Below are 10,595 nucleotides of genomic sequence, written 5' to 3'. Positions count from 1 at the left end.
ATATAATAAAAAACCTCAATAGAATCCATCTATAAGTATATTTTTTTATTAATTATAAAATTAACAATTACCTTTTATATATAATAATTGTATAATTCTATCGCCCGCCCTAAAAAGTTTCATCAACTACAAAGCCGTATTTCAGAGTACATGATAAGACGGGGACAAATTCGGATGTTCAAATTTATTTATCCCTGATTTTATGAATAGTTTCGGAAAAATCCCTTATTCCCTTTGTAATTAATATTTGACGTGCCTCATTACAATCCAATCCCTCTGTCTGGATCATACTTATGATTCGTTCAGGTGGGAACAATGATCCGTCCTTTGCATTCCTGATTTCTGATTTATTATCTTTATATTTCAAGTCTGCTCTTATTGTACATACTCTTCCATCATATCTCTATTTGAGTAACGATTCACATTTCATGTTGAAATTTTTTCATTCTCTATCGTGGCTGTTTCATAACAGAAATGTCGTTTCCCAAAGAGGGCAATTTCCATACGAATGGATCCAGTATTGTGATGAAATTTCTGATTTTACTTCCATGTACTAAAGATTTAGAAATATGCAACAGCCTTTATCATTAATAAATATAAAATTCTTTAATTTATTCTTATTTTCTACCAATTTTGTGTAATATTTCTGGAAATGATGGTTCTGAAGAAGGTTTGACACCATCTTTTTCATGGAGATGATGTGGAAATGTTGAAATATTTTTATGGTGGGGTGCATTATCCCATCTCATAATCAAACCTTCTATTCACCCTCTATGAATCAACTGGTATATGAACCCGTAACTTCCCATGATCATAGTAAAAAGACCGATGGAAAGGAGATGAATCTCAATAAACGGTCTGAATAATAACCCTGAAAGAAAAGCAAAGAATATTGCGGCCCCAAAGATGAGCGTGGTCATTGACGGGACTTTGGAGAGGATCTGACTGCTTCTGGTAATATTTACAAGTAAATGGGAGATAATGCCTGCCCCATGACGGAGGGGATTCATCTTATGCTTATTTGGCACATCATATCTGACGGTAATCGGAACCTCAACCATCCTCATACCAATCGAAGCAAAATGGGTGATCATATCTGATTCAAGATTATATCCTTTAGATGTGAAGTTCAGGTTATCCAGTGCCCGTTTACCAAGAACCCGAAAACCGGATTGTGAATCGGTTATGGCAATCCGGGATGCAAGCCTGGTGACTTCGTTCAGAATCTGCTGGCCGGCGATCCGATACCGGGGAATCTGGTTCTTCTCTCCCATGAATCGTGAACCAATGACCATATCCGCAACTCCTGCCATGACCGGAGCTGCAACAACCGGTATTTCCCTCGGATCATGCTGCCCGTCACCGTCAAGGAGAATGATGGTTTCGATGCCGAGCTTCTTTGCATAGGAGCATCCGATCATTACTGCCCCTGCTTTCCCCTGATTCTCACGTAACCGAATGACATCAGCCCCAGCACCGGATGCCTGTTCAGCGGTATTGTCAGCGGACCCATCATCGATAACAATTACCATTGGGATAATTTTTCGCGCTTCAGTTACAACCGAACCGATGATCTGCCCTTCATTGTATGCAGGGATGAGGACTGCAGTGGATGAAAATGGATTGATAGGAAGTGGTCCGGAATCTTCTTCAAGACAAAACTGATATCTAAAAGAAGAGGGTATAGTGTGATATAAGAAATCATGATTATTTGAACTGATTTCGGAATGGTACCAGAGATCATCACATGCCGGAGTAATCTCTCCCTGAAAGCACCATGGCTCATGTGATGGATTCATAATATCACAGGATATGAGTCTGGAACCGGACTCTCACGTACAAGCCCCCTCCATTCCCTGTAAGATGTTCACCTGCATCACTTTTGAGCATTTCGAAATTACTCTGTCCCTGATCAGAACACACCATAATGAATTCCGGACCCCCCGTCCTGCATGCATCATGATCTAAATATATATCGTTTGAATATAATACAATATGATATAAATAGTTTACTTCTTTCATCTGGAAAACGGGTAATATTTTTCGAAGGAAAGAGATATGAGGAATGAAAAATCCCACATGGCATGAAAGCAGGTGCGGTGAATTCACGGAACAGCCATACACCTGGAAACAATCTCCCATGACGATATCAAAAAAAACCCTGATAATTGGATGTATGGTCACCTGGCTTATGATTATCGTTATATTCATGTTCCTGGCCGGCTCCTTTGATATCGAGGTTCTTTTTGTTCTCTGGCTCATTGGCATTCTCATCATTGCCGAACTCATCGATGCCCGGTATGTCCGTCCCGGATATGTGCGAATGATCATGATCATTGCAGGAGCCGGGACTGTTCTTTTTGGTATTATTGTGCTTCGGAAGGTCTGGGTGATATTATACGGGTGAATAGCCAGGGAAAGCGGCATCTCTTTTATCTCGTATATGCCTCTCTTTGCCTCCTTGTCGCCGGCCTTCTTATCGGAAATGGGATGCAGCCACTTTTATATCCTGCTGAGAAGGGTGTCCGTGAGACCGGATATCATATGAATATCGGCGACTTAAGAAAACAGGCATTTAACAGTTCTACCGATCTTCTCCCCCTGATGCAGGAACTTCTGGACTATAGCGGGACGATTGCCGTCACTTTGAGAAAATCTGATCTCGAGTCAGCCAGTTCAGATCTTGCACGGTATACGAGCCGGTACCATGATCTTCAGAACCTCATCATCAAACTGGATATGAATGAGAGTGAAATCGCCCGGTTTGCTCAGGATGCAGGCCAGCAAAAGGATATGCTCTCCCAGTTCGTATCGACATCGGAATCTTTGCAGTCTCTTGAAAAACTGGAGATTCAGTATCAGGACAAGGGGGATCCTGATTCCGTAACCAAGGTCCGACTCCAGGGGAAGGCATTGAAGAACAGAATTCAGACCCTGCAGAACCAGTATGCGGATGTAACCGATTCTTTATCTTCCCGGGGAAATGCCCTTGGAGTAAATACCGATCCGGTGATGAGAAGCAGAACTGAATTTGATACACTCACCGGAATGGTTGCAGAACGGCAGAATGAACGTGACCGAACTACCCGGTTTGCAGATGCCGGATCACCCTTTATCTCATTCCTGGCAGGACCCAATAATGTGACATTTCAGGAGAAGGTCAATGTATATGGATTTATTGCAGGATCACAGGATCGCTCATGGCCGGTCGTTATTAATCTGGACAATAATCCTTTTTTGGAATTAAAACCCGATGACATTGGTGAATTCCGTTCAACGGTGCAGATCCATACTATCTCCGCAGGAGAACACACTCTCACCGCCCGATGGGGCGCTGTGATCTCTGAACCGTCTCGTATCGTCGTACCATCCCTGGAAACCACGCTTGGACTTCGGGTACTCCCGGTAAAAGGTATGTCTGCGGTTAATCTGACCGGCACTCTGACTGCACGTGACCCGGTTCCGGATGTTCCGGTCAGCATCCTTGTTCAGGATAAGGTATGTGATACGGTCATGACGAATGTAGCGGGGACGTACCTGGTGACGATGCCGCTCTCTGCAGGAACGTATCATGTATTCACCCGGTTTGATGATCCGTCATATCCCTTGCTTCCATCAGAAAGTCAGCATTATATCGTTGAATCTGACGGAAACCGTATCACGTCAGTCACCAGTTCAAAGGCCGGCTCTATCCCACCGTGGATACTTGTACTACCGGGTATTCTTCTCTTTACAATTCCTATCTGGTACTTCTGGCGAAAGGGGATAGTTCAGAGATTTGACAGCCAGGATGAAGTTCTCTCTAAATTGAAAGATACACCGGATCAATGGGTTGGCGGGGATGCAGATGATGGTATGATTGATTCGGCTATCATCCCTGCAGCGCAGTATCCCCCCGGTCCTGAAGAATTACCAAGGAGAATTTATTTGGAAGTGCTCTCCTCCCTGTCCCGTCATCAGGTATTTCAGATATCACCGTTTATGACCCCACGGGAGATTGCAGGGGCTTTGCCTGATGAGGTATGTAAAGCCCGGTTTACCCGGTTTATTGGTTGGTATGAACGTATAAGGTATGGGGGATGTCAGGATTTTCGCTGTATGGAAGGTCTGAAACACGCAGCAGATAGAGTCAGGAAGTCATGTCCGGAGAGGAGAGATGAAGGGTAATTTCATCATCGGACTGATGATATGTATCACCCTTCTTATCCTGGGGATATTTCTTATCACGAATACCCAGGAATTCTCACAGGATAATATCGGCTGGAACGGGAGTTCAGAATTCTTCTCCCGGCTGGATCGTCATACTACTGAGATGATCACTCATATCCCTGCTCTGGAAATGAAGGAGAATGCGACTCTTCTGATAATTGCACCGAATGGAACGTGGTCAGATGAGGAGATGAGGATCATCCGGACATTTCTACAGAACGGGAATACAGTATTCCTTGCAGATGAGACCGATGCAGGAAACAGCCTCTTATCTGGCCTTGGGAGTTCCATCCGGATAGGGAGTTCATATCTTTCCGGGATTGACCGGGCATATAACAACTCCGCAATCCTGATCACCAGCCCGGTACAGGAGCATTCTCTCACCAGTGGCGTTGGCTCGCTTGTCCTTGACAAGGCAAAACCCCTGACCGGGGGAACTCCTTTGATACAGACGAGTATTATGAGCTGGATTGATACCAATAATGATTTTCGCATCTCATCTGATGAGTCATTTGGACGATATACCGTTCTTGCACATGAACAGATAGGAAAAGGTGAGATCATTGTCCTCTCTGATTCGGGAGTATTTATTAATTCGATGTCCGGAGTTGAATCAGAGTATGGGAATGGTCAGTTTTTATCACGTTGCATTCAGTACCGGCCAATCCTTCTTATTGAACAGATTCACAGCCGGACAGCGGATCAGAGTGGTTCGGGGTGGTTACTTCGGTATATTCGGCTGGATTCCTTTATAAAGACCATGATAGTTCTGGTCTCCCTCCTGGCCTGTGTATTTCTTTTCAGAAAGAGACCTCCGGGATTTGCAGATATCGGTTCTGAACCGGTGATGATGTAAAGAAGAGCAGATAAATGATAGGATGTATTGAAAGCCATGACTGACCGTGATATGGATCAGACCATTGATTATTTTGGAGATGAGGAGGATATCTCTGCACTTGCACGACTTCATACTGCCGTTGATTCCGCTCTTTCTCCATTTATCGTCGGAAACCAGGATCTCATTGAACTCATTTTGATAGCCCTCCTTGCTGAGGGTCATATTTTAATAGAAGGGCTCCCGGGGACTGCGAAGACTACTATTGCAAAGGCGATTGCCAAGGTGACGGGGTGTGAGTTTGCACGGATTCAGGGAGCCGTTGATCTACAGCCGGCTGATATGATCGGAGTCCGCATCTATGATCAACAGTCATGTGAATTCAACCTTCGAAAGGGGCCGGTTTTTACCAATGTCCTGCTCGCAGACGAGATGAACCGGGTTCACCCAAAGGCTCAGTCGGCATTTATTGAGGCTATGAGTGAGCGGCAGGCGACCATTGATGGGATAACCCTCCCGGTACCCCGTCCGTTCATCGTAATTGCAACCCAGAACTCCTTTGAACTTGAAGGAACATTCCCCCTCATTGAGGCTCAGCGTGACCGGTTCATGTTTAGTATCGGCCTCTCTCCGCTCAGTCCTGATGAGGAGTTAGCGGTGATCAAACGGGCTTCAGACGGAACTCTGACCTGGAACCGGTTTGCAGAAACGCTTCAGCCGGTTACATCACCGGAAGGTCTGCAGAGAGCCATTGAGCGGGTATCGAGGGTCAGGATGGAGGATCCAATCCACCGGTATATCAGGGATATTATCATTGCTACCCGGAACCATCCGGATATCGGGCTTGGAGCATCCACTCGTGCGTCCATATCTTTTGTAAAAGGGGCAAAAGGTGCCGCGGCTCTTGCCGGCAGAACGTATGTCATTCCGGATGATGTGAAGAAAATCGCCCTCTCTGTTCTGATTCACCGGCTGTACCTCACACGGGAGGCGGAGATTGAAGGGGTTCGCCCGGGAGATATTATCCGGGATATCATGGACCGTATTGAGGTGCCGTAACCGGTGAAGCTCACTCCCTGCTCTACGGGTCTGCTTGCAGTCTTTCTCATCCTCATCTTTCTTGCCATTATCCTGGATGATCCAGTCCTCCTCATGGCAGGAACGTCAGTCGGACTACTGCTCATGGGCCTCTGTCTTCAATTTCTTCATACGGTTGAAAAAACCTACCGGACAATCAGCGGTTCATGGAAGATGGAAAAATCGCTCATTCGGCAGGGGAGAAGTAATACCATTGAATGCACCATCTCCCTGTTCCTCCCCTGCGGGTACCAGGTTCGATACCAGGACACTATTCCCTCACTGTGTAGTCTGGAGTCTGGGGAGGATCAGACCTGGACTGATAGTGCCGGATCACAGACACTCACTCTCTCCTACCGGTTTATCCCTCACTATCATGGAACCATATGCCATGAAGGGGGCATTATCACGATACAGAACCGGTTCTTTAGAAGTTCCCTCCCCCTTCGCCCGGAAAAATCATCCACTCCGTCAGTGCAGGTACAACCCTGGCCATTATTTGGTCCGGTTGAAAAACGGGGGTCAGGAAAGGATCTTGAACGTATCGGACCGGTGAAAGGATATTCAATCAGACAGTTTCGGGAATATCTCCCCGGAGATGACATCCGGCATGTTGACTGGAAGATATCGGCAAAACGGGGTACTCTCTATATCCGTGAGTATGCAACCCCTGCTGATGAAATGCCCATGGTCATCGTGGATCTCCCGGATAGCGGACAGGAGATCGATATACAGTCATTTTCACGGATGGTCAGTTCAATTTCGGGGTATGTGGAGTCGAAACTTGCGAAGAAGGAACCGATTCGTCTTATAGGGATATCAGGACCGAATATGAGTGATCTGTATTATGAGGGATATGATATGGCCCATTGTCTGACGATAATCCGTGAGAGAATCCACCCTATCCCCCGGACATTTCATCTGTTCCGGTTCATGATGCGATCAGATATGAGAAAGGAGATAGATAAAGCTGCGTTATCGATGGACTGGACGGAAATTTCCAGGGACGAGCGGTCATACCTTGCCAGGGTTCGGGAGATCAGGAAACAGCATATGCAGGAAGTGAAAACTACCAGATTTGCCCACGCCATGAACACTATCCTTATGCAACGGCATTTTCATGAGATTATTCTGTATTCACTTTGTGACGGAGATATGAGTCATATCAGGGAGGTAGCAGCACTTGCAGGCAGAAAGAACATTCCCTTCCGGATACGAACCCCGAAAGGGACTGATCACCGGGCTCAGGGTCTCTTCTCCCTCCGTGGGGAACCGGTTGAGGTGATCTGATGGCCCGGACGAGTTTACGGCTGTTCTCTCTTCTATCTGGCATTCTCATCATCTTCCTGGGAGTTTATGCATTCTTTTTCCCAGATGTGCAAATATATGCTGGTATCTTTCTATTTGTATTGTATTTCATAATCGGATTAATCAGGCAGCATTCAGCGTCTCACCAGTTCTTCCGATTTTGCCTGGGCGAAAGTGCAGCTATAGCTCTCTGGTTTATCGCTCCTGTTCTGGGGGTGATTTCCGCCCTCCTTATTACGGGAGCATTTCTGAATGAGCCTGATATTCTGAAGAACCGGAATGGGGTTTTCCTTCTTGCTCTCTGGACGTTTGGAATCAGTCTCCTGGCATTCATGTCAAGGATGATACAGCACACACTCCTACCCGGAATTACGGTACTATTCCTTGCCGGTCTTGTTGCTCTTGCCCTGCTGCTCTATGAATACCGGATGATCTACCATGCAGGAGGGAATAAATTATGAAACTCCCATCTCCTGGTCGGTATGTATATGGATCCTTCGTTCTCCTCCTGACTGCAGGCATTTGTGCCGAAGTTGTCAGTATCACCGGAAGACAGGATATCATCTCTGCAGCACTTCTTGTGTCTGCTGTCATCCTCTTTCTGACTGCAATCCTGCTCCTGGTGTTTCATCGTCCGGATTCACTTGATGAACGATTTGTCTCACTTCTGCAGGTTCAGGGGACTATAAATACATGCACGGTTGCTGCGGATCTTGGGCTCTCCGGGTTATCCTGCTTTCTTCCTCAGGGCCTGACAGAATCAACCGGTGTCATGCATCTGATCCCCGTAACCCGGTATACCGGAGAACCGGTGGCAGGGTCTGTCTTTGTCTCCGGGGAGGGCTTTTCAGGGCTGCTCTTACCGCCGGTATGCATCCCGTTGCTTAAGGAACTGAAAAAGACCAATCAGCTCACCATACCCGAAACACGGGATGAATTCTCTACCCTCCTGCATGAGATAGCCGTTGATGTTCTGGAAGTCGCCGGTAAAATTCAGGTGACCTGGTCAGATACCGGTGTTCATATCCGTATGGAAGGATATCGGCTGTATGAGGGATGCCGGTCAGTGTCCCGTGAGTCCCCGGCCTGCTGCACCATGAGTCCCTGTGTTATCTGCAGCCTCTTTGCTACCTGTATTGCAGAAGGACTGAATAGGCCGGTTCAGGTTGACCGGTGTGTTCCGGTAAAAAAAGGCGATTCGGTGGAGATGATATTTACTCTTCTCCTGTAAAATCAGGAAAGGGTCCTGGATGTTGCCGGGATTTTATTCGTATCGAAAAACTCCTCTACATATCCGTCCGGATAGGTGATGGTTGCAATCTCCGCAGAATAATCTGCCTGGACAAGAGGAGCAAACCAGTACTTCTGCAGTGCCTTCTCAGCCATGGTAAAGGATATCTCCGGAGTCTTCATGACCACCGACCCGTTTGTTTCGGTGATGTTTGAAAAGGCCTTCACCCTGAACCGGGCTGAATTGTTCGTGACTTCATCCACCATCACCGGATGATGGAACATATCTTCGAGTGCTTTTTTCAGTTCTGCATTTGGATCGGCGATCTTCAGATAGACTGCAACCTGCTCAGCCATGTTCAGGGTGTATTCGAATGCGATATAAGCATCACCATCATCCAGCAGATCAACTGCCAGCCGGTCAGATGAAAACGCCTGAACCGGTCCGATACCAATCATAAGGATGACCAGTATTCCACTCATAATAAGTCTTGTACCTGTTCTTTTCATATGCCTGCCTCCCATCGGGTATGATTGCCCCACATGACTCCGATGATCCAGCTATAAACAATACTGGTTCCAATACTTTAAAGTGCATCCGGCCGGCAGGGACAGTCCTGTCCTTCATATACTCTACATATCCTTTCTTCAGACCCGCATCTTTTCAGATCTGAAAGTCATTCTCCTCTGGCTTATTGGTGCGATTGCATGTATCTACGTCCCGGTTTTAAATGAAACACCTATCCGGGTACTTCTGGCACTCCCCCTTGTTCTGTTCATACCCGGGTATGCCCTCATTGCGGCCCTGTTTGCCACCGATGGGGATCTGGACCTTATCGAACGTATTGCCCTGTCTTTTGGTCTCTCCATTGCAGTCGTCCCTCTCATTGGTCTTGGTCTGAATTATACTCCCTGGGGGATCAGGCTTGACCCGATTATCATCTCTCTCTCCCTGTTTACGATTATCATGGTTCTTATTGCCCAGGGGCGCCGGGCGATGACTGATCCTGATGACCGTTACCGGTTCCCTGCAGATGAGATAATGACAGGGATTCGTGAGGAGTTCTTTCCGACCGAGGGGAACAGAACCGATAAAATACTCTCTATCATCCTTCTGATCTCAATTATTGCAGCGATTGGGACGACTATTTTTGTCATCGCCTTTCCCAAGGAAGGGGAGAAATTTACAGAGTTTTACATCCTGGGGGAGAAGCGGATGGCGGCTGATTACCCTGACCGGCTGATCATCGGGGAAGAGTTTCCGATGTATATCGGGGTTGGAAATCATGAGTACCGGAATATCACCTATACGATTGAAGTCCATCAGATGACCATGGAGACCGATGACTCTGGGAATATCTCGTATATTACCCGGATGAATATGACCGACCGGTTATCTGTTTCGGTTCCTCATAATGAGACTGTGACGTTGCCCTATAATCTGTCTGCGGCAGATATCGGATACAATAGGGTTGAGTTTTTATTGTTTAATGAGACTGTTCCGGATAGATCAGTCTGGGGGATGGAGCGGATAAACCAGAGTTACCGGGATCTGCACCTGTGGGTGAAGGTTCTCGAGTAATTTTTTTGGGATATTATTTTTGGGGTTACATTTTTATCCTTTAATAATTAATACGATATATATTTGGATGGGTGGAAAAATGAAGTCAGGGACATTCATTGCAATATTTGGATTAGTGTTTGTATTAATGTCTGGTGTATCTGGTACAACTGTGGATATTACTCCAGATATCTTATATGGGCAGATGCCGGTGATAATCAGTTATACTGGTCTGAATGATACTGATTGGATTTCTCTCGGTTTTCAGCCAACCTATGTGTCTGAAGAATCCGGTTTCATGGGATTGGAAAGGGCCTATATTCTCCTTCCTTTTAATCTGACTGGTGTATGGTTTGGTGGAGGGGATGGAAATAT

12 protein-coding genes are annotated in these 10,595 nt (G+C 46.3%); 9 read left to right on the top strand and 3 right to left on the bottom strand.

Annotation, left to right across the window (positions count from 1 at the left end; genetic code table 11):
- Nucleotides 1–617: 617 nt before the first annotated feature.
- The gene (locus LDL35_RS15380) at nucleotides 618–749 is read right to left on the bottom strand and encodes a DUF6516 family protein (protein ID WP_369694923.1); all 132 of its coding nucleotides are present in this window, start codon (nucleotides 747–749) and stop codon (nucleotides 618–620) included.
- Between the two features lie 15 nt (nucleotides 750–764).
- Nucleotides 765–1,799 carry a glycosyltransferase family 2 protein gene (locus tag LDL35_RS11515; protein ID WP_304022539.1) on the bottom strand — a complete coding sequence of 345 codons (1,035 nt, stop codon included), beginning with the start codon at nucleotides 1,797–1,799 and terminating at the stop codon, nucleotides 765–767.
- A 266-nt stretch (nucleotides 1,800–2,065) separates the two neighbouring features.
- Here LDL35_RS11515 and LDL35_RS11510 point away from each other — a divergent pair, with 266 nt between their 5' ends.
- Genes LDL35_RS11510 through LDL35_RS11480 form a run of 7 tightly spaced genes read left to right on the top strand, consistent with a single transcriptional unit; the run spans nucleotide 2,066 to nucleotide 8,660 of the window.
- Nucleotides 2,066–2,407 carry a hypothetical protein gene (locus LDL35_RS11510; RefSeq protein ID WP_304022538.1) on the top strand — a complete coding sequence of 114 codons (342 nt, stop codon included), beginning with the start codon at nucleotides 2,066–2,068 and terminating at the stop codon, nucleotides 2,405–2,407.
- Nucleotides 2,404–4,167, top strand: coding sequence for a DUF4129 domain-containing protein (locus LDL35_RS11505; RefSeq protein ID WP_304022536.1), 1,764 nt, complete (start codon nucleotides 2,404–2,406; stop codon nucleotides 4,165–4,167). Before LDL35_RS11510 ends, LDL35_RS11505 begins: the two co-directional genes overlap by 4 nt.
- Nucleotides 4,157–5,065: a DUF4350 domain-containing protein gene (locus tag LDL35_RS11500; protein WP_304022535.1), complete on the top strand. Its 909-nt coding sequence runs from the start codon at nucleotides 4,157–4,159 to the stop codon at nucleotides 5,063–5,065. The genes LDL35_RS11505 and LDL35_RS11500 overlap by 11 nt, the downstream gene beginning before the upstream one ends.
- 36 nt (nucleotides 5,066–5,101) lie before the next feature.
- Nucleotides 5,102–6,103, top strand: a complete 1,002-nt coding sequence (locus LDL35_RS11495; protein WP_304022533.1) for an AAA family ATPase — start codon at nucleotides 5,102–5,104, stop codon at nucleotides 6,101–6,103.
- Nucleotides 6,104–6,106: 3 nt separating this feature from the next.
- A complete protein-coding gene (locus LDL35_RS11490; protein ID WP_304022531.1) occupies nucleotides 6,107–7,411 on the top strand; it encodes a DUF58 domain-containing protein in 1,305 nt (434 codons plus the stop codon).
- Nucleotides 7,411–7,890 carry a hypothetical protein gene (locus tag LDL35_RS11485; RefSeq protein WP_304022529.1) on the top strand — a complete coding sequence of 160 codons (480 nt, stop codon included), beginning with the start codon at nucleotides 7,411–7,413 and terminating at the stop codon, nucleotides 7,888–7,890. Before LDL35_RS11490 ends, LDL35_RS11485 begins: the two co-directional genes overlap by 1 nt.
- The gene (locus tag LDL35_RS11480; RefSeq protein WP_304022527.1) at nucleotides 7,887–8,660 is read left to right on the top strand and encodes a hypothetical protein; all 774 of its coding nucleotides are present in this window, start codon (nucleotides 7,887–7,889) and stop codon (nucleotides 8,658–8,660) included. Before LDL35_RS11485 ends, LDL35_RS11480 begins: the two co-directional genes overlap by 4 nt.
- Nucleotides 8,661–8,662: 2 nt before the next feature.
- Here LDL35_RS11480 and LDL35_RS11475 read toward each other — a convergent pair whose 3' ends face one another.
- Nucleotides 8,663–9,169 (bottom strand): hypothetical protein, encoded by a 507-nt coding sequence (locus LDL35_RS11475; protein WP_304022525.1) that lies wholly within the window; start codon nucleotides 9,167–9,169, stop codon nucleotides 8,663–8,665.
- An 82-nt stretch (nucleotides 9,170–9,251) separates the two neighbouring features.
- Here LDL35_RS11475 and LDL35_RS11470 point away from each other — a divergent pair, with 82 nt between their 5' ends.
- Both LDL35_RS11470 and LDL35_RS11465 read left to right on the top strand, forming a co-directional pair.
- Nucleotides 9,252–10,241: a DUF1616 domain-containing protein gene (locus LDL35_RS11470; RefSeq protein ID WP_304022523.1), complete on the top strand. Its 990-nt coding sequence runs from the start codon at nucleotides 9,252–9,254 to the stop codon at nucleotides 10,239–10,241.
- 19 nt (nucleotides 10,242–10,260) lie between these two features.
- Nucleotides 10,261–10,595: hypothetical protein (locus LDL35_RS11465; protein WP_304022521.1), on the top strand; the 335-nt coding region annotated here is incomplete at its 3' end.

Source organism: Methanospirillum hungatei (assembly GCF_020216685.1).
GTDB classification, from domain to species: Archaea; Halobacteriota; Methanomicrobia; order Methanomicrobiales; family Methanospirillaceae; genus Methanospirillum; species Methanospirillum hungatei_B.
Note: the sequence above shows the minus strand (reverse complement) of the source record. Positions and strands in the feature narration are given on the sequence as shown.